The sequence below is a fragment of the Aliirhizobium sp. YIM B11859 genome (assembly GCF_057163345.1).
This window is the reverse complement of record NZ_JBXHAY010000005.1, coordinates 342,046-357,345: the sequence shown is the minus strand read 5'-3', so window position 1 is coordinate 357,345 and position 15,300 is coordinate 342,046. Positions and strand designations below refer to the sequence as shown.

Annotated in this window: 22 protein-coding genes; 8 read left to right on the top strand and 14 right to left on the bottom strand. The window is 61.0% G+C overall.

The annotated features are described in order from the left end of the window. Positions 1-17 precede the first annotated feature (17 nt). Positions 18-1,733 (bottom strand): ABC transporter ATP-binding protein, encoded by a 1,716-nt coding sequence (locus AC2GXZ_RS21240; RefSeq protein WP_483761192.1) that lies wholly within the window; start codon positions 1,731-1,733, stop codon positions 18-20. 114 nt (positions 1,734-1,847) lie between these two features. On the opposite strand from AC2GXZ_RS21240, the gene AC2GXZ_RS21235 reads away from it, so the two are divergent. Continuing rightward, positions 1,848-2,660: an ATP-binding cassette domain-containing protein gene (locus AC2GXZ_RS21235; RefSeq protein ID WP_483761191.1), complete on the top strand. Its 813-nt coding sequence runs from the start codon at positions 1,848-1,850 to the stop codon at positions 2,658-2,660. 146 nt (positions 2,661-2,806) lie between these two features. Here AC2GXZ_RS21235 and AC2GXZ_RS21230 read toward each other — a convergent pair whose 3' ends face one another. The 6 genes from AC2GXZ_RS21230 to AC2GXZ_RS21205 all read right to left on the bottom strand — a co-directional run bounded on the left by AC2GXZ_RS21230 (position 2,807) and on the right by AC2GXZ_RS21205 (position 5,640). After that, positions 2,807-3,661 (bottom strand): hypothetical protein, encoded by an 855-nt coding sequence (locus AC2GXZ_RS21230; RefSeq protein WP_483761190.1) that lies wholly within the window; start codon positions 3,659-3,661, stop codon positions 2,807-2,809. 14 nt (positions 3,662-3,675) lie between these two features. Then, a complete protein-coding gene (locus AC2GXZ_RS21225; RefSeq protein WP_483761251.1) occupies positions 3,676-3,933 on the bottom strand; it encodes a hypothetical protein in 258 nt (85 codons plus the stop codon). 117 nt (positions 3,934-4,050) lie between these two features. After that, positions 4,051-4,488 (bottom strand): TIGR02301 family protein, encoded by a 438-nt coding sequence (locus AC2GXZ_RS21220; protein WP_483761189.1) that lies wholly within the window; start codon positions 4,486-4,488, stop codon positions 4,051-4,053. 99 nt (positions 4,489-4,587) lie between these two features. After that, entirely contained in the window at positions 4,588-5,016 is a 429-nt protein-coding gene (locus AC2GXZ_RS21215; protein ID WP_483761188.1) for an NUDIX hydrolase, read from the bottom strand. Between the two features lie 15 nt (positions 5,017-5,031). Further along, positions 5,032-5,340 (bottom strand): HigA family addiction module antitoxin, encoded by a 309-nt coding sequence (locus tag AC2GXZ_RS21210; protein WP_483761187.1) that lies wholly within the window; start codon positions 5,338-5,340, stop codon positions 5,032-5,034. 21 nt (positions 5,341-5,361) lie between these two features. After that, positions 5,362-5,640, bottom strand: a complete 279-nt coding sequence (locus AC2GXZ_RS21205; protein ID WP_483761250.1) for a type II toxin-antitoxin system RelE/ParE family toxin — start codon at positions 5,638-5,640, stop codon at positions 5,362-5,364. Between the two features lie 123 nt (positions 5,641-5,763). Between AC2GXZ_RS21205 and AC2GXZ_RS21200 the strand changes: the two genes are divergently transcribed. From AC2GXZ_RS21200 to AC2GXZ_RS21190, 3 genes are all read left to right on the top strand, one after another. Then, positions 5,764-6,090, top strand: a complete 327-nt coding sequence (locus tag AC2GXZ_RS21200) for a YnfA family protein (RefSeq protein ID WP_483761186.1) — start codon at positions 5,764-5,766, stop codon at positions 6,088-6,090. Positions 6,091-6,191: 101 nt separating this feature from the next. Continuing rightward, on the top strand, positions 6,192-6,956 hold the full coding sequence (locus tag AC2GXZ_RS21195) for an SOS response-associated peptidase (RefSeq protein ID WP_483761185.1): 765 nt from the start codon (positions 6,192-6,194) through the stop codon (positions 6,954-6,956). A 34-nt stretch (positions 6,957-6,990) separates the two neighbouring features. After that, complete coding sequence (locus AC2GXZ_RS21190; RefSeq protein ID WP_483761249.1) at positions 6,991-7,617, top strand: LysE/ArgO family amino acid transporter; 627 nt, start codon at positions 6,991-6,993, stop codon at positions 7,615-7,617. 98 nt (positions 7,618-7,715) lie between these two features. On the opposite strand, the gene AC2GXZ_RS21185 is transcribed toward AC2GXZ_RS21190, so the two are convergent. From AC2GXZ_RS21185 to AC2GXZ_RS21175, 3 genes are all read right to left on the bottom strand, one after another. After that, positions 7,716-7,853: a hypothetical protein gene (locus AC2GXZ_RS21185; RefSeq protein WP_483761184.1), complete on the bottom strand. Its 138-nt coding sequence runs from the start codon at positions 7,851-7,853 to the stop codon at positions 7,716-7,718. A 190-nt stretch (positions 7,854-8,043) separates the two neighbouring features. Further along, positions 8,044-8,856 (bottom strand): CDP-alcohol phosphatidyltransferase family protein, encoded by an 813-nt coding sequence (locus tag AC2GXZ_RS21180; RefSeq protein ID WP_483761183.1) that lies wholly within the window; start codon positions 8,854-8,856, stop codon positions 8,044-8,046. A gap of 22 nt (positions 8,857-8,878) precedes the next feature. After that, a complete protein-coding gene (locus AC2GXZ_RS21175) occupies positions 8,879-9,577 on the bottom strand; it encodes a phosphatidylserine decarboxylase (RefSeq protein WP_483761248.1) in 699 nt (232 codons plus the stop codon). A 37-nt stretch (positions 9,578-9,614) separates the two neighbouring features. On the opposite strand from AC2GXZ_RS21175, the gene AC2GXZ_RS21170 reads away from it, so the two are divergent. Together AC2GXZ_RS21170 and AC2GXZ_RS21165 are read left to right on the top strand one after the other, a co-directional pair. Continuing rightward, positions 9,615-9,926, top strand: a complete 312-nt coding sequence (locus tag AC2GXZ_RS21170; RefSeq protein ID WP_483761182.1) for a hypothetical protein — start codon at positions 9,615-9,617, stop codon at positions 9,924-9,926. Between the two features lie 115 nt (positions 9,927-10,041). Then, positions 10,042-10,167, top strand: coding sequence for a hypothetical protein (locus AC2GXZ_RS21165; RefSeq protein ID WP_483761181.1), 126 nt, complete (start codon positions 10,042-10,044; stop codon positions 10,165-10,167). Positions 10,168-10,245: 78 nt separating this feature from the next. On the opposite strand, the gene AC2GXZ_RS21160 is transcribed toward AC2GXZ_RS21165, so the two are convergent. Further along, positions 10,246-10,911, bottom strand: coding sequence for a TetR/AcrR family transcriptional regulator (locus AC2GXZ_RS21160; RefSeq protein ID WP_483761180.1), 666 nt, complete (start codon positions 10,909-10,911; stop codon positions 10,246-10,248). Positions 10,912-10,978: 67 nt separating this feature from the next. Between AC2GXZ_RS21160 and AC2GXZ_RS21155 the strand changes: the two genes are divergently transcribed. Together AC2GXZ_RS21155 and AC2GXZ_RS21150 are read left to right on the top strand one after the other, a co-directional pair. Further along, on the top strand, positions 10,979-11,923 hold the full coding sequence (locus tag AC2GXZ_RS21155; protein WP_483761179.1) for an alpha/beta hydrolase: 945 nt from the start codon (positions 10,979-10,981) through the stop codon (positions 11,921-11,923). Positions 11,924-12,039: 116 nt separating this feature from the next. Continuing rightward, positions 12,040-12,315, top strand: coding sequence for a hypothetical protein (locus AC2GXZ_RS21150; protein WP_483761178.1), 276 nt, complete (start codon positions 12,040-12,042; stop codon positions 12,313-12,315). 73 nt (positions 12,316-12,388) lie between these two features. Here the strand turns inward: AC2GXZ_RS21150 and AC2GXZ_RS21145 are convergent, their stop codons facing one another. From AC2GXZ_RS21145 to AC2GXZ_RS21135, 3 genes are all read right to left on the bottom strand, one after another. Continuing rightward, positions 12,389-12,541: a hypothetical protein gene (locus tag AC2GXZ_RS21145; protein WP_483761177.1), complete on the bottom strand. Its 153-nt coding sequence runs from the start codon at positions 12,539-12,541 to the stop codon at positions 12,389-12,391. Between the two features lie 24 nt (positions 12,542-12,565). Continuing rightward, positions 12,566-14,470 carry an ABCB family ABC transporter ATP-binding protein/permease gene (locus AC2GXZ_RS21140; protein WP_483761176.1) on the bottom strand — a complete coding sequence of 635 codons (1,905 nt, stop codon included), beginning with the start codon at positions 14,468-14,470 and terminating at the stop codon, positions 12,566-12,568. A 119-nt stretch (positions 14,471-14,589) separates the two neighbouring features. Beyond that, positions 14,590-15,255 carry a hypothetical protein gene (locus tag AC2GXZ_RS21135; protein ID WP_483761175.1) on the bottom strand — a complete coding sequence of 222 codons (666 nt, stop codon included), beginning with the start codon at positions 15,253-15,255 and terminating at the stop codon, positions 14,590-14,592. Positions 15,256-15,300 lie beyond the last annotated feature (45 nt).

The window sequence follows — 15,300 nt, the reverse complement described above, 5'->3', positions numbered from 1 at the left end:
TATTCAACCGGGCTTAATCACGCACCCAGTTGCGCCGTATGCAGGCGGTTATAGGCACCGCGACGGGCGATCAGTTCCTGATGCGTGCCCTGTTCGACAATGCCGCTGCCATCGATGACGACGATCCGGTCGGCGCCCTGGATGGTCGCCAGCCGGTGGGCGATGATCAGCGAGGTGCGACCGACAGCCAAGTCTGCAAGCGAACGCTGGATCGCCCGTTCGGTCTCGGTGTCGAGCGCCGAGGTCGCCTCGTCGAGAATTAGGATCGGTGGGTTTTTCAGGAACATCCGTGCAATCGCCACGCGCTGCTTCTGGCCACCGGAAAGTTTTACCCCGCGTTCGCCGACCACCGTGTCCAGCCCGTCCGGCAGGCCGGCAATCATCTCTTCGAGCCTTGCCTGGCGGGCCGCCTCCATGATCTCGGCATCGTTGGCACCGAGGCGTCCATAGGCGATGTTTTCGCGCATCGTGCCGCCGAACAGGAAGACATCCTGTTGGACGATGCCGATCTGCTGGCGGAGCGACGTCTTGGTCATCTTGCGGATGTCGATGCCGTCGACCTCGATTGCGCCGCCGCCGATCTCGTAGAAGCGTGGCAGCAGGGAACAGATCGTCGTCTTGCCGGCACCCGACGGGCCGACAAAGGCGATCGTTTCACCCGGCCGGATCGACAGGCTGACCTCGTTGAGGATCGGCTTGTCGGGCACATAACCGAAGGAGACGTTGCGGTATTCGATCGCCCCCTTGAGCGCTTCGACCACGACCGCATCCGGCGCATCGGCGATATCCGGCGCAGTATCGACGAGTTCGGTGAAGCGGCGGAAACCGGCAATGCCCTTCGGATAGGTCTCGATCACCGAATTGATCTTTTCCACCGGGCGGAAGAACACGCCGACGAGAAGCAGGAAGCCGATGAACCCACCGGCCGTCAACTCGCCCTGCAACACGAACCATGCGCCGGCGATCATCACGATCATCTGCGTCAGCCGCATGCTCATGTAGCTGAGCGAGGTGCTGGCAGCCATGATCTTGTAGGCTTCGAGCTTGACCCGCCGATAGCTCTGGTTGTCGCGTTCGAACAGGTTGCGTTCGTGGCTTTCGTTGGCAAAAGCCTGCACCACCCGCATGCCGCCGACATTTTCCTCGATACGGGCATTAAAATCACCGACCCGCTCGAACAGCCGCCGGAAGTTGTGGCTCATCCGCGCGCCGTAGCGGCTTGTCACCCAGGCCGTCAGTGGCACCACCAGCGCGGTGATCAAGGCAAGCTGCCAGTTGACCGAGATCATCAGTGCTAAGGCCCCGATGAATGTCATGATCGCGATGAACAGGTCTTCCGGCCCGTGATGGGCGACTTCACCGATCTCTTCGAGATCCTTGGTCAGCCGGCCGACCAGATGCCCGGTCTTCTGGTTGTCGTAATAGCTGAACGACAGCTTCTGCATATGGTTGAAGGCTTCGCGGCGCATGTCGGTCTCGATATTGATGCCGAGCATGTGGCCCCAATAGGTGACCACCACCATCAGCCCGGTATTGACCGCGTAACAGACCAGAAGTGCTGCCGAAGCGAGCACGATCAGCAGCCATTCCTGCGTCACCAGCAACCGGTCGACGAACAGCTTGACGGCCATCGGAAAACCGAGCTCCAGCAGGCCGGACAGCACCGCACAACCGAAATCGACGATGAACAACGCTCTATAAGGGCGATAATAGGCAAAGAAACGGGCAAGCATCGGGGGTCTCTTCGGAAAAGCAGGCCGCGGCCTGTGGTTGACCGCCTGAAATAAATTGGCCAAACATGAGCCGAAATCTCCATATTCGAAAATGAACCTCCGCGGAAAGTCCAAATGCTCCACAATGCCCAGCAAAAGTCGGGGGATGTTGCCGTGCCGCTTCTATCGCTGACCAATGTCACCTTCGCCGTCGAGGGCCGGACGCTGCTTCATCCGCTGACGCTGGAGCTTGGTGCCGGCCGGTCGATCGCCTTGATCGGCCATAACGGTTCGGGAAAATCGACGCTGCTGAAACTGATCGGACGCCAGCAGGCGCTGAGCGGCGGCAAGATCGTTTTCGAAGGCAAGCCGCTGGATGGCTGGGGCAATCGCGATTTTGCCAGACGTCTCGCCTACCTGCCGCAGCGCACTCCGGCGGCCCCCGGCATGCTGGTCAAGGAACTGGTGGCGCTCGGCCGTTATCCCTGGCACGGCGCGCTCGGGCGTTTCGGCGACGCCGATCGGCAGAAGGTGGAGGAAGCGATCGAACTGACCGGCATCGGCAAGTTTGCCGACCGCATGGTCGACAATCTTTCCGGCGGCGAGCGCCAGCGCGTCTGGCTTGCCATGCTGGTGGCGCAGGATGCGGCTTGCCTTCTACTCGACGAACCGATCTCGGCCCTCGACATCGGCCACCAGCTGGAAGTGCTGTCGCTGGCCCATGATCTCTGCCGGCAAAAAGGTATCAGCATCATCACGGTCTTGCATGACATCAACATGGCCGCCCGTTTCTGCGACGAGATCGTCGCCCTTCGCGCCGGCCGGATGATCGCCCATGGCACGCCCGACGCAATCATGACCACCGACGCGCTTGCCCGCATCTACGATGTTCAGATGGATATCATCCGCCAGCCGGGAAGCGGCCGGCTTGTCGCGATGGCGCAGTAAGAAAGAGGACAGTCTCGGCCTTCGCGGCCGTCATCCTCGGGTTTGTCCCGAGGACGCAGCGACGCCGAAGCGGTTGCGGCGTTGCAGATGCCCGGGGCAAGCCCGAGCATGACGATGGAGCAGGAGTGGGATGCTGCGAACCGGTCTCAGTCGCCGCCGGCCATAAACTTCCAGTGGCCATCGGGCGAAATGCCGAGCCGGTAGAAATTGTAATTGCCGCTCTCTTCCATGCCCATCAGGTCGCCGGCGGTGACGATTCTCAGCAGTTCCACCCGTTCCGGCGGGGTCAGTTCGGAAAGCGGCTTGCCGACGAAATAGGGCCAGACATACATCTCGTCCGGTGTGCCGGCATCGATCCGCGCCGCCCCCGACGCCAGAAGGTCGAGAATGATCGCCAGGATTTCCTGCCCGTCCGGATCGCCCGAAAAATTCTTCAGCGTGTCGATCGGATCGTCGGCCTCGTTGTTCATGATCTGCGGCGGCTTGAGCGGGTTCTGCATCAATGGACGCAACCGTTCGATATCGCCTGATGCCGCGGCCTCGACGATCTTCTCGCGCATCGCCTTGACCGGCGCGGGCAGGGCGGAAAGGTCGCGGATGATTTCGGCAGGAACCTGATCGGCCGCGCCCGCACTGCCGGCCGCCCCGTTGGCCACCGGGCCCTTTGCCCCGCTGCTTGCCTTGTCGCCGGTCTGGTCCGCTCCGGTCGAAACGGAACCGCTATCACCGTTTTCTCCCGGTGCCTTGTCGGGCAGGGTGCCTTGCACCTTGTCCTGCGCCATCTCGTTATTGTCGAGCGCGAGACCCGGCCTCGTTGCACCTTCGAACGCCTGCTGCGTGCCGGCGCCCGGCTGGGTGCCGCTGGCCGAGCCTTGCCGGCCATCGCTTTGAGGTGCGAGCCTTCCGTCGGAAACGGCAAGCGCCATGGAGGCGCAGGAAAACGATGCCGCTGACGCCAGCAGCAGAATGATGACTGATCTGGAACGAACTGCCGTTCGCATGGGCATGCCCGGTCTTATTGAACGATACGTTCTGGTGAAAATTCGCCGGCAAGCATCCGGTCACGCAGCGATTCGAGCATTGCTTCTGCGCCCTGTTCGCCGTGAAGACGGATGGTTTCACGCATTGCGAAGACGATCGCTGCGTCGGCGATGATCTCCGGCTCGATACCGTCCGCACGGCCGTCAGCCCAGGCGTCGTTCTGATATTCGAGGGCGACCTGCATCTTTTCGTGGACGATCATGTCATCGATATCGTTGCGGCCTGAATGCATACTCATAACTTCCCTCGGTGCCAGCCCGGAGGCTGATTTGCTTACTGCGCCGTTAAGAACTTTATCAGCCTTTTATCAAAACGACACGCTCTCCTGACGAAAGAGGTAAATAATCCGCTAATTTCCGAAGCGCGAGGCGATTTCCGTCGCAAGTGTTGCGCCTTCGTTACGGTAACGCTCTTCAGCGATGCGTGCAGCCGCGGTGCAGGATGCGTGCACTGCGGCGAAAGACCGGTAGCCGCGATTATAGGCAGCCGTCAACCGCTCCCGTCGCGCCGCCTCGTTTGCCGCATCCGTATCCAGCAATTGCCGCATCGACTGGCGCCAGTCCTCCTGCGGTGCACCACAAAGCGACCGCAGATAACTGACCGATCCCAGCACTTCGGCAAGCCGTAAAAGCTGGTTGTCATAGGGTGCCGGCCTTGCCGTCTCGGCCGGGTCCGCCTGCAGTGAAGGCGCCGGTTTTTCCGCAGCCGACTTCTTCACCGTCTGTGCGGCAAGCGGCGAGACGAGTGCAAGGAGGAGGGGCAGGGCGATGCAGGCGGCGGATTTCAAACAGCATTCCTTGGTGCGGGCCCGGTCGGCTGATTTCAAAAAAGGGCGAACCCCGTTCGAACAGCGGTGATTCGGCGGTCGCTTCGACCGCAGCCGACATTACCCGCCGTCTTCGATCGCCGCCAGCCTCTCGGCGCATTCGAGCACGCTCGGCGGCACCGGAAGCCTTCGGATTTCCTCGACCGTATACCACCCGGGATCGGCGGCATCGTCGGCGGCGATCGCCACGACATCGCGATCGGCCTCGACCCGGAAGACGGACAGGAAGAAGTGGCGTGCATCATCCCCGGCGGCATCCTTGTCGCCGGTCAGGTCATAGGTGGCAAACAGCACCGGATTGCGCGCCGTGATGCCTGTTTCCTCGAAAAATTCACGGATCGCCGTCTCGGGTGGAGTTTCGCCCACCTCGGCCCGCCCACCGGGAAAGGCAAACAGATCAGCGGAAGGTGGCTTCGTCCGGCGGATCAGCAGCAACCTGCCGTCGCGCTCGAGAATGGCGGAAGAAGCGGCCTGCGGGGGAAACGGCATGGCTCGACTGCCTCTTTATGCGGCTGTCAGCGTCGGGATATTGCTGACGTCGACATTTCTCTCCGCATGCCAGGCATCGTAGGAGGCCTGCATCCGCAACCACATCGCCGCGCCGTCGCCGAACATTTTGCCGAGACGGGCGGCGATATTTGGCGAGACGGGTTTGCGCTCCCGCAGGATGTCGTAGAGCTGCTGGCGCGATATGCCCAGTAGTTCGGCGATCTCGACCTTGGTCTTGCCGGTAGCTGCGATGACATCCTGAAGCAATGCTCCCGGATGAGAGGGACTGCGCTCGATGGGTCTCTTGATTTGGTATTCGGTCATTTTGCCACCTCAGCCACGCCATCAATGATATTGCTCGAAATCGACACGAACGGCATCCTTGCCATCGAATTCGAACGTGATGCACCAGGGCCCATTTACGTGGACGGTATAGCGCGTTGGATCAAAACCGTGCAGGGCATGGAAGTCGAACCCCGGCAAGTTCATGTCCTGCGGCTGTTCCGCTACATCGAGCCGGTCGAGGCGCACCAGGATGCGCTTGTGCATCTTGGCGTCTATCTTGCTCGCCTTGCCCGTTTCGAACAAGCTCGCCAACGCTTTGCTCCTGAACGACCTGATCATAATGAATGTAAGCATTTGGCTTACGTTTCGTCAAGGCTCGATAGCGGGAATTGACCGCATCGTTGCTGATCATCAATGTCGATGCTAAGTCCCGAAGGGTCAATCTTCCATGCACGGCAACCGATGAAGACCTATCTCCTTTATGCATTTGCGGCACTTGCCGAAATCGCCGGTTGTTTTGCCTTCTGGGGCTGGTGGAAGCTCGGCAAGCCGGTCTGGTGGCTGGCGCCGGGCATGGTGTCGCTGGCACTGTTCGCCTGGGCGCTGGCGCTGGTGCCGGCGGAAGCAGCGGGCCGCGCCTATGCTGCCTATGGCGCAATCTATATCGTCGCCTCGGTGCTCTGGCTCTGGGCCATCGAGGCCCGCTCGCCGGATCGCTGGGATATCGGCGGTGCGCTTGTCTGCCTGATCGGCGGCGCCATCATCATGTTCGGGCCGCGCAGTGCATGAGGCATGACCGGCTTTCGACAGCATGATTGCGGTCAGCCCGACATGGCGTCGGTTGTGCGCGCGGCTTGACCGGGCTGATAGCCGGTGCCATCTAGGCTTCCATGTGCGGACGTTATGCCCTGACCCACTCGCCGGATGATGTTCTTCAATTCGTCAGCGTCGTCGATTTCGAGCCGGATTTTCCGGCGCGGTTCAATATCGCGCCGACGCAGCCTGTTCTCGTCGTCATGCAGGCCGATCGCCAGCCGGGTTCCAACCTTCCGGAGCGCACCGCCTTCCTCGCCCGCTGGGGGCTGATCCCCGGCTGGGTCAAGGACATGAAGGAATTCCCGCTGCTGATCAACGCCCGGTCGGAGACTGCGATCGGCAAGGCCTCATTTCGCGCCGCTATGCGGCATCGCCGTGTCCTCGTGCCGGCCTCCGGTTTTTACGAGTGGAAACGCCCGCCGAAGGAAAGCGGAGAGAAGTCGCAGGCCTTCTGGATCCGCCCCAGGAATGGCGGCATCATTGCTTTTGCCGGTCTGATGGAGACATGGTCCTCCGCCGACGGTTCGGAAGTCGATACCGCGGCGATCATGACGACCAAAGCGAACCGTGCCATCCGCGGCATTCATGACCGCATGCCGGTGGTGATAAGGCCGGATGATTTCGATCGCTGGCTGGAATGCAAGACCCAGGAACCGCGCCAGGTCGAAGATTTGCTGAAACCCGTTGAAGACGAGTTCTTCGAGGCGATCCCGGTCTCCGATCTGGTCAACAAGGTTTCCAATATGGGGCCGGACATCCAGAAACCGGTTGCCGTTGCCGAGCCTCAGGACAAGCCGCCGAAACCGGCAAAAGACACGTCCCAGATGTCGCTCTTCTAAAATCCCCTGCCTGCGGAATCCCAGCTTCATGAACATCGTATCTGCCGGTCTGTCCGGTTTTGCCCTTGGTGGTTCGCTGATCGTCGCGATCGGCGCCCAGAATGCTTTTATCCTGCGGCAGGGATTGTTGCGCCGGCACGTCTTCCTGCTCTGCCTGATATGCGCAGCGTCAGACGCCGTGCTGATCGCCGCCGGTGTCGGAGGCATGGGCGCGCTCGTCTCGCAGTCGAGGACGCTGATCCTCTTGGTGACGCTCGGGGGCGCCGTATTTCTGGGGAGTTATGCAGCGCTCGCATTCAGGCGGGCGGCAAGGCCGGACGTCATGCTGGCCGGTGGGTCGGAGGGATTGTCGCTGAAAGCGGCGGTGCTGACCTGTCTCGCCTTCACATTCCTGAACCCGCATGTCTATCTCGACACGGTCCTGCTTCTGGGCAGTCTTTCGGCAGGTTTCGAAGGCTCCGAACGTGTGGCCTATGGCGCAGGCGCGGCACTTGCCTCATTCGTCTGGTTCTTCGGGCTAGGCTATGGTGCAAGGCTGCTGGCACCGGTCTTTGCCAGACCCGCCGCATGGCGGGTGCTCGACGGCCTGATCGGCCTGGTTATGAGCGCATTGGCGCTCGGATTGCTTTGGAGTGCCGTGACCGAGGTCCAGGCCGCCTAGAGCAATTCCAGCGAAAGTGCAGAGCGGTTTCGCGTCCGGAATTGCGGAGAAACAAAGCGCTGGATTATCCCAGCGTTTCCATGAACGCGTGAAACGATCTAGCGGATCGGCGACAGCTTCGGCTTGCGCTTCAGCATCATGGCTGCGGCCGCAACGGCCTTCAGGCCGATCGGGCGGAAATGTTCGCTGACGTCCGGCTTTGCTTCCGGGGCATTGGTCTTGGCAGTGTTGCTCACGGTCTGGTCCTCAAGAATCTATCTACCGCATTTGCGGGCGCCGGCAATTCACCGGCAATACGGGCGGAATAAAGGCTTATCCGCCCGTTTTCGATGAGGTCAGTCTACGCGTGTCAACTTGTCGCAGGCAGGAGCTGCAACGCAGCAATTTCAGTGCGTCGCAGCAAGGAATTTCCGAAGTCCGCCCGCCCTAAAGGTGATGGCCATCGTCTTCGATGGTGATCGTTCCGAAGCGGCGTTTCCATGCCCTGGCGCTGAACGGCAGCACGCACAGATAGGCAACCACGGTGATCGAAAGGACTTCCCACGTATAGCTCATCAGCAGCGCCACATAGAGCACCACGAGAAGCAGGATCGGGAACATCAGGTCGCGGCGGATCTTGCTCGATTTGCCGGACCACACGGGCAGGCGGGAGACCAGCAGATAACCGATCGCAACCGTGTAGGCGACACTGCCGTAAACGAAGAGCGGGGTCCGCTCGACGCCGATAAACCCGAGATAGACCGGCAGCAGCACCAGCATGGCGCCCATCGGGGCCGGCACCCCGACGAAGAATTCCGACTGCCACGGCGCCTTGATGCCGCGGTCCTCCATCACGTTGAACCGGGCGAGCCTCAGGCCGGCGGCGATCGCATAAAGCAATGCCGCGATCCAGCCGAGCGAGCGGGCACCGTCGAGCAGGAAGGCGTAGGAGACCAGGGCAGGGGCAACGCCGAAATTGATGATGTCGGCGAGCGAATCCATCTGCACCCCGAATTTCGAGGTGGCCTTGAGCAGGCGTGCGACGCGGCCGTCGATGCCGTCGAGAAAGGCGGCAAGTAGAACCATGGCGACCGCCAGCTCATAACGCGCCTCGAAGGCGAGCCGGATGCCGGTAAGGCCGGCGCAGATCGCCAGCACCGTGATCAGGTTCGGCACCATCAGCCGGATGGGGATTTCCCTCAGCCGCGGCCCGCGCGCCTCGTCGGTCGAGCGGTTCTGCTCTGCTGGTGGCACATCCATGCTCCGTCTCCTCCAGGTTTTATCAGCTGCGGCGGCCGAGGGACGGCCCCTTGGCCGAACCGAACTCAGCAAGCACGGTTTCGCCGGCAATCGCCAGCTGGCCGATCGACACACGCGCCTGGCCGCCATGCGGCACGAACACGTCGAGGCGCGAGCCGAAGCGGATCAGGCCGAAACGTTCGCCGGCATTGACCGGCTCGCCGGGCTTGACCCAGCAGACGATGCGACGGGCAACGAAACCGGCAATCTGCACCACGCCCACCCGGCCGTGGCGGCTGTCGATGACGAGGCCGTTGCGCTCGTTGTCCGTGCTTGCCTTGTCGAGTTCGGCATTGACGAACTGGCCGGCGCGATATTCGATCACCGTCACTTCGCCACGCACCGGTGCACGGTTCACATGGCAGTTGAAGACATTCATGAACACCGAGATACGCAGCATCGGTTCCTGGCCGAGATTGAGTTCGGCCGGCGGCACGACCATGGCGACATGGCTGATGCGGCCATCGGCGGGCGACAGGATCAGGTCGTCATCCTGCGGCACGACCCGTTCCGGGTCACGGAAGAAATAGGCGCACCACAGCGTCAGCACGAGGCCGATCCAGAACAGCGGTTCGGCGAAGTAACCGAGGATCAGCGAGACGACGAAGAAGATCGCAATGAAGACATAGCCTTCCTTGTGGATCGGCACGAGCGTGTTGCGGATGGTGTCGAAGAGGTTGATCAACTGTGTCTCCCTGAAGGGGTAATCTGGAGGCGTAATGCCCATGTCGGTGGGCACTGACTATCGAAAAACGATATTCCCGGCAATGCGGTTCCTTCTGCAGCCTGGAAAGCCCTCATTTGTCGGTCTCATGCACCTGAAAGCAGCGCTTTGCCCCGTCTGCGGGCAGGTTTTCGCGTGTCGTTATCTGGCGCGTATCCGACTCATGGCTGTTGCATGGTTGTCAAATCGCCTTTATTCGCAACTATTGCGGGATTGGCGCGTTGGTTTTCCGACAGGTGATCCTGTTTTTGCTGCATTGCAGCAAAACGGCATGCTTTTTGCTTCGTGTTTCACGGTACTGTCATGAAAGTGCTGCAAGGGACTGCTGATTTATATCAAGGTCGAGCGTCGCCAAAGCGCGTAAGCCCGGAGTGTTAGCACTTCTGTGATCTTGTGTTGGTCGAAGAACGGAAGAGTGTGAAATGAACGTTACATGGTGCCTCGTTGCAATGGTCGACATAGCGATTGTCATCGCTGCAGTCGCCTACACCGTCTGGAGCCAGCGTCGTTATCGCGAGCGCAACCGCTTCGGCCAGTCGCGCCGCTGACGTGCCGTTTTCGAATGGACCAGGTCACGGACCTCGCCATTCATACGACTGAGGCTGGCACTGGTCGCAAGGCGCCGGTCATGCTCGCAGGACAGCCAGGGAGCCGCTGGCAACGCCTGCGATGGAAAGCAGGCTTTCGAGGTTTTCTCCATCGCGCGCCTGGATCGAAAGTCCCTGGATGATTCCGGTAATGTGGCGCGACCAGACGGCACAATCGGTATCCGCCCGCAAATCTCCCTCCTTTATCCCCTGTTCGAGCCGGTGCCTGATCCGATCGAGGCTTTCCGCCCGCAACTGACGCCCGAATTCCACCAGCGGATCGGCTGACTTTTCCGCAGGTGCCCCCACTTGTACCTCGGCCGGCGCCCCGGCCGGTGCCATTGTGATCATGCAGCCCGGATGAGAGGGCGAGGAAAACCCCACCGCCGCATCCCGAAACAGCCGCGTCATTGCGGCAAGCGCATCCTTTTCCTCGTCCATCGCACGCATGCCGAAGCCGCCGACCGTTGCCTTGTAGCGGTCGATGGCCTCCCGATAGAGCGCATCCTTCGAGCCGAAGGCGGCGTAGAGGCTCTGGGCGGAAATCCCCATCGCCTCGGTCAGCATCGGCATCGATGACGTGTCGTAACCATGCGCCCAGAACACTTCCATCGCGCTTTGCAGTGCCGCATCGCGGTCGAAAGCGCGCGGTCTGCCACGGCCACGGGCCGTTTTTCCCTTTGCGGTATTTATCACAATGGACATTGTTGTAATTCCGGAGTGTCAATGTTATTGGAATGGTCGTTGTGATAATAACATGGAGATCACCGACATGACCACCCTTCATCTTGTCGACGCTGAACAGCGCGAAGCCGTGGCGAATTTTCTCGCAATCGACCCCACGAAGAGTTCGCTCTCCAGTTTCCGTTCCGGGCTGGTCGAAGGCATGGGCGCGGCCCTGACGCCGGAGCCTGTCGATTATGAAACACGGATCATCATCGGTGAGCCCGGAAAACCGGATCTGCGCCTGCTCGTGCATCGTCCGGAAACAGCTGACGGACTGCGGCCGGCAATCCTTTATCTGCATGGCGGCGGCATGGTTGCCGGCACGCCCGACATGATGGCCGGCTCCCACAGGCGGCTGGCGAACGAGACTGGAGCGATGGTTGTCGCCCCGCAATATCGCCTGGCCCCGGAAACTCCCTTTCCCGGCGGGCTCGAGGATTGTTACGCAGCGCTCTTTTGGCTTCATGCCAATGCCGGCGAACTCGGGGTTGATCCGCAGCGTATCGCGGTGATGGGGGATAGCGGCGGTGGCGGTCTTGCTGCGGCACTGGCGCTTCTTGCGCGCGACCGCGGTCAGGTGCCGCTCGCGGCACAGTTCCTTCTTTATCCGATGCTCGATATCCGCACTGCCACGCCGCAGGCGCCGTCGGATGACCCGTTGACGGGCGAGTTTGTCGTCGGCCGGGATTTCCTGCGGTTCTGCTGGGAACAGGTGAGGGGCAGCGGACCGCTCGACGATGGTCAACTCGGTTACCTGTCACCGGCGCTGGCCACTGATCTCCAGGGCCTGCCGCAAGCCGTGATCGTCACGGGAGCGCTGGACCTGTTCCGCGATGAAGACATGGCCTATGCCCGAGCCCTGCTGCAGGCGGGAGTTGCAACCGACCTTCATGTCTATGCCGGTGCCGTCCATGGTTTCGATATGCTGCCCGGCAGGCTCACGGACCAGGCAAAAACGGGGCTTTTCGCCAGCATCCGCCGCATGTTGTGATCGTTCGGAACGGGGCATTGGCGATTTTGCCACATGGAAAATGCCCCGTTTTGGCCGTAGTTTTGCAACGTGGCTGTTGTGCAGCCTGTGTATAGGTTTTGAAGAGGAGCAAAACCATGCAACCCGACCTTACATTAGAAGACGTATTGACCGATCCCCTGATTGCACTGTTGCGTCGTGCGGACGGCATTTCCACACCGGATTTCACCCGGCTGCTTTTCGCGGCCGCGGAAACCTACACGGCCGGCAAGACGGCGAGGCCGCGCATTGCACAGCGCAGCACTCATGCGTCGCCGATGCCGCGTGACGAAAAATTTGAGGCGGAACTGTCCAGGGAGATGGCTCCCGGCAGATGCCCGCCGAAGGCGAGCGAAACATGTCTAGGCTGGTAAGACCCCATCCATCCGATATTCTTCACGGCACAGGCCCGGTTGCCCGGCGCGCGCCGCTCGGCACGCTCGGTTTTCAGATCTTTGCCGGGTCGACGATGCCAAGCCAGGTCGTCAGTGCCAGAAGCGGCGAACCCCAGAAGGTCAGTGTCAGCAGGTAGGCCGCCACGAGAGTGCCGGCCACCAGCATGCGTTTTGCCGAATAGTTCATCCGTCTTCTGATGGGCACGTTCCAACCTCCTCGTTTGACTCGTTATTCCGCTGCCGGCGTACCGCGTGTGACGACCCCGAGTTCGTCGCTTTCGCGCACCTGGCGCAGATGTTCCTCAGCCTGTGTCGCCTCGCGTTGGCGGTTCCACATCGACGCGTAAAGCCCGTCCTGCGCCAGCAGCCCGGCATGGGTGCCGCGCTCGGCGATTTCGCCGGCCCTCAGCACGATGATCTCGTCTGCGCCGATCACCGTCGAAAGCCGGTGGGCGATGACCAGCGTCGTGCGGTTCTTCGACACCAGGTCGAGTGCCGACTGGATCTCGTGTTCCGTCGTCGTGTCGAGCGCCGAAGTCGCCTCGTCGAGAATCAGGATCGGCGGAGCCTTCAAAACCGTGCGGGCGATCGCAACGCGCTGTTTTTCGCCACCCGAAAGCTTCAGCCCGCGTTCGCCGACCTTCGTCTCGTAACCGTCCGGCAATTGCTTGATGAACCTGTCGATCTGGGCAATCTCGGCGGCGGCATGCATTTCGGCATCGGCAGCGCCGGGGCGACCGTAACGGATATTGTAGGCCACCGTGTCGTTGAACAGGACCGTATCCTGCGGCACCATGCCGATTGCCGCGCGCAGAGACTTCTGCGTCACGTCGCGCACGTCCTGGCCGTCGATGGTGATCGATCCGTCCTGGATGTCGTAGAACCGGTAGAGCAGGCGGGAGATGGTTGATTTCCCGGCACCCGACGGGCCGACGATCGCCACCGTCTTGCCGGCCGGCACGTCGAAGGAAACGCCCTTGAGGATTGGCCGGGCCGGATCGTAGGAGAACCTGACGTCCTTGAAGGCGATTGCGCCCTTCTGGGCCTCTCCTGCGCTCAAGACGAGGTCCTTGGCGTCGGGCCGGTCGACGACTTCCGCTTCCACTTCGAGAAGCTCGAACATCTGCTCGATATCGGTCAGCCCCTGGCGGATTTCGCGATAGACGAAACCGATGAAGTTGAGCGGCACAGAAAGCTGCATCAGAAGCGCGTTGACGAAGACGAAATCGCCAATCGTTTGTTCGCCGCGCTGCACGGCAAGCGCCGACATGATCATGATGACGGCCTGACCCAGCCCGAAGATCACGCCCTGGCCGAAGTTCAGCCAGCCGAGCGAGGTCCATACCTCGGTTGCCGCCTTTTCGTAACGCGCCATCGAGACATCGAAGCGCTTGGCCTCCATCTCCTCATTGCCGAAATATTTGACCGTTTCGAAATTGAGCAGCGAATCGATCGCCTTGGTATTGGCGTCGGTATCGCTGTCATTCATTGTCCGGCGGATCGAGATGCGCCAGTCGCTGGCCTTGATGGTGAACCAGATATAGGCGGCAACCGTGACGGCGGTGACGGCGAGATACCAGAAACCATAGGCGGCCCAGAAGATGATCGCCGTCAGCAGGAATTCGATCAGCGTCGGTATCGAATTCAGGATCGTGAAACGAACGATGGTTTCTATGCCCTTGGTGCCGCGCTCGATGATCCGCGACAGGCCGCCCGTCTTGCGCTCTAGATGGAAACGCAGCGACAGCTCGTGCATGTGCACGAAGGTCTTGTAGGCGAGCTGGCGCACTGCGTGCTGGCCGACCGAGGCAAACAGCGCGTCGCGCAGCTGGTTCAGACCCACCTGCAGGATGCGGGTAAAGTTATAGGCAATGACAAGGATGACGGCGCCGAGCAGAAAGGCCGGCAACAGACCGGCCATGTCGAGCTTGCCGTTCAGCGCATCCGTCGCCCATTTGAAGAAATAGGGGACCGACAGAAGCACGAGCTTGGCAAGCAGCAGGAAGAAGGTTGCCCACAGCACCCGTGCTTTCAGATCGGCGCGACCCTTCGGCCACATATAGGGCCACAGGTTGACCAGCGTGCCGAGCGGGTTGCCGGCATCCGCCGAAACGATCTTTTTCTTGGGCGTCATGAAAAACTCCGGGCGCACCGCAATCAGGGCGCGGCCCCCGGCACATAGGCGGCATAGGCCGCCGTTGCAATGCGCAGGCCGGGCTTTATTGGCAAAACAAGCCCGTCAGGTTGCTGGGGTCATGCGTTCGTCGGCGTCGTCCAGGACAGATAATAGTTATTGTCGCCGATCATGCCGAAATAAGCGCTTGCGCCGGTCGCCTTGTCGATATGGCTGAAATCCTCGTTGCGCACGTATAGTCCGTGGGAATCACGCAGCAGCGTATCGCGCAGGAACGTGCTCCATTCAGACGTTGCGACTGTTGTTACGTCAGACGATGAAACCTGCCCTGTCGAACCGCTGGATGCAGCAGCGGCGGTGACGGGTTCGCGGCCGGTGACCTGCTCGCCGGCGACAACGTCGGTGACGGTAAGCTGGCCGGCCTTCAGCGCCTCGCGCATCGCCGCCGCCATGTCCCTTGTATCGTCACTGGCTTCAAGTGTGTCGATCTTCTGGGCGAGCGCCTTCATGAACGCGTTCGAGGAAATGTCGTCGATCGACCCGTCGCCATCGGCATCCGTCGTGTCTCCGGACGCTGACTGCTGCAGCGATGCCATCGTCATGGAAAGCTCGGCCGCATAACCGTAATCATCATCTTCTTCGGATGTGTCGGCGTAAAACAGGCCGGCAAGCGAAGCGATCGACGATCCGGATGTATTGCCTCCGAGATCGCTCGAACTACTCTGGGACGCTGTCGAGGTCGGTTGCGGTGTCCAGACCCGGGTGGAACTGATGCTGGAAATCATGATGGCCTCGCGAAGAATATCGGCTTTGCATGAATCGATTCGGTA

Bases quoted from the DNA above. Each gene is read 5' to 3' on its own strand.
- AC2GXZ_RS21225 (WP_483761251.1), bottom strand. From the start codon at position 3,933: ATGCATTCAGGCCGCAACGATATCGATGACATGATCGTCCACGAAAAG.
- AC2GXZ_RS21180 (WP_483761183.1), bottom strand. From the start codon at position 8,856: ATGGATGTGCCACCAGCAGAGCAGAACCGCTCGACCGACGAGGCGCGC.
- AC2GXZ_RS21210 (WP_483761187.1), bottom strand. From the start codon at position 5,340: ATGACCGAATACCAAATCAAGAGACCCATCGAGCGCAGTCCCTCTCAT.
- AC2GXZ_RS21140 (WP_483761176.1), bottom strand. From the start codon at position 14,470: ATGACGCCCAAGAAAAAGATCGTTTCGGCGGATGCCGGCAACCCGCTC.
- AC2GXZ_RS21160 (WP_483761180.1), bottom strand. From the start codon at position 10,911: ATGTCCATTGTGATAAATACCGCAAAGGGAAAAACGGCCCGTGGCCGT.
- AC2GXZ_RS21195 (WP_483761185.1), top strand. From the start codon at position 6,192: ATGTGCGGACGTTATGCCCTGACCCACTCGCCGGATGATGTTCTTCAA.
- AC2GXZ_RS21155 (WP_483761179.1), top strand. From the start codon at position 10,979: ATGACCACCCTTCATCTTGTCGACGCTGAACAGCGCGAAGCCGTGGCG.
- AC2GXZ_RS21165 (WP_483761181.1), top strand. From the start codon at position 10,042: ATGAACGTTACATGGTGCCTCGTTGCAATGGTCGACATAGCGATTGTC.
- AC2GXZ_RS21135 (WP_483761175.1), bottom strand. From the start codon at position 15,255: ATGATTTCCAGCATCAGTTCCACCCGGGTCTGGACACCGCAACCGACC.
- AC2GXZ_RS21230 (WP_483761190.1), bottom strand. From the start codon at position 3,661: ATGCGAACGGCAGTTCGTTCCAGATCAGTCATCATTCTGCTGCTGGCG.
- AC2GXZ_RS21235 (WP_483761191.1), top strand. From the start codon at position 1,848: ATGCTCCACAATGCCCAGCAAAAGTCGGGGGATGTTGCCGTGCCGCTT.
- AC2GXZ_RS21170 (WP_483761182.1), top strand. From the start codon at position 9,615: ATGCCCATGTCGGTGGGCACTGACTATCGAAAAACGATATTCCCGGCA.
- AC2GXZ_RS21240 (WP_483761192.1), bottom strand. From the start codon at position 1,733: ATGCTTGCCCGTTTCTTTGCCTATTATCGCCCTTATAGAGCGTTGTTC.
- AC2GXZ_RS21215 (WP_483761188.1), bottom strand. From the start codon at position 5,016: ATGCCGTTTCCCCCGCAGGCCGCTTCTTCCGCCATTCTCGAGCGCGAC.
- AC2GXZ_RS21205 (WP_483761250.1), bottom strand. From the start codon at position 5,640: ATGATCAGGTCGTTCAGGAGCAAAGCGTTGGCGAGCTTGTTCGAAACG.
- AC2GXZ_RS21150 (WP_483761178.1), top strand. From the start codon at position 12,040: ATGCAACCCGACCTTACATTAGAAGACGTATTGACCGATCCCCTGATT.
- AC2GXZ_RS21200 (WP_483761186.1), top strand. From the start codon at position 5,764: ATGAAGACCTATCTCCTTTATGCATTTGCGGCACTTGCCGAAATCGCC.